Origin of the sequence: Streptomyces sp. NPDC001222, assembly GCF_042896945.1 — a bacterium.
In the GTDB taxonomy this organism is placed as follows: domain Bacteria; phylum Actinomycetota; class Actinomycetes; order Streptomycetales; family Streptomycetaceae; genus Streptomyces; species Streptomyces gibsoniae.
The window spans coordinates 1-1083 of the sequence record NZ_JBIAXT010000101.1; the positions used below are offsets into that span (position 1 = coordinate 1).

The 1083-nt window shown below is 66.9% G+C and carries 2 protein-coding genes; both read right to left on the reverse strand.

Annotated features, from left to right (window positions below; all coding sequences use genetic code 11):
• Positions 1–725: twin-arginine translocase subunit TatC (gene tatC / locus ACFY2Z_RS41710; protein ID WP_390749208.1), on the reverse strand; the 725-nt coding region annotated here is incomplete at its 3' end.
• 48 nt (positions 726–773) lie between these two features.
• Complete coding sequence (gene tatA, locus ACFY2Z_RS41715) at positions 774–1064, reverse strand: Sec-independent protein translocase subunit TatA (protein ID WP_390749209.1); 291 nt, start codon at positions 1062–1064, stop codon at positions 774–776.
• Between the last annotated feature and the right edge of the window lie 19 nt (positions 1065–1083).

Below are 1083 nucleotides of genomic sequence, written 5' to 3' on the forward strand. Positions count from 1 at the left end.
AGCGCCAGCATCGACATGGGGTCGGCGGTGGGCGTCGCCACCGCCGCGAAGGCGGCGATACCCACGACCATGCCGCGCCACCAGCCGAGCATGCGCCGGCCCGACAGGATGCCGGTGAGGTTGAGCATGACGAGCAGCAGCGGCATCTCGAAGGCCAGGCCGAAGACCAGCACCATGCGCGTCACCAGGTCGAGCAGCTTGTCCAGTGACAGCAGGTTCTCCACACCGGCGGGCGTGAGGTCGACCATGAACTTCGCCGTGGCGGGCAGCACGCGGTAGGCGAGGTAACCGCCGGCGAGAAAGAGCGGCACGCCGAACCCGACGAACGCGTAGGCGTACTTCTTCTCGTGGCGGTGCAGACCTGGTGCGACGAACGCCCACAGCTGGTAGAGCCAGATCGGCGACGCCAGCACCACGCCGGCGGTCAGGGAGGCCTTCAGCGCCAGCGTGAAGGGCCCCAGAAGGTCGCTGATGGTGATGTGCGCACAGCGGGTGTTGCCCTTCGCCTGTGCCAGCTGCCCGAAGGACTGATTGCAGCCGACCGAGCGCAGCAGCGGCGCGGTGACGAAGTTGATGACGTGCTGGTAGAAGAAGGCGCACACGATCGTGACGACGACGATCGCCAGGACGGCCTTGGTGAGCCGGTTGCGCAGCTCACGAAGATGGTCCGCGAGCGGCATGCGCCCCTCGGCATCCCTCTCCTTTTTGCGGGCAGGCTTGAGCAACCCACATCCTCATCTCGTGCAGCGGACCGGACAACCCCGGTCCTCGCGTCAGCGCTGGGTCGTGGTGTCCGTCGGCTCGCTGACCGGCCGGGAGCTGCCCACGTCGCCGGGAGACGCCTGGATCGTGCGCTGAGCCTGGGACTGTTCCTCGGCCGGCTGGGTGGACGGCTGGGCAGCCGACTTGCCCTCGTCCTTCATCGCCTTGGCCTCGCTCTTGAGGATCCGCGCGGACTTGCCCAGCGACCGCGCCATGTCCGGAAGCTTCTTCGAGCCGAACACGAGGACGATCACCAGAACCAGGAGCACCAGGTGCCACGGCTCAAGTGCGTTGCGGAACATAGTCTTCACCTTCTCACTG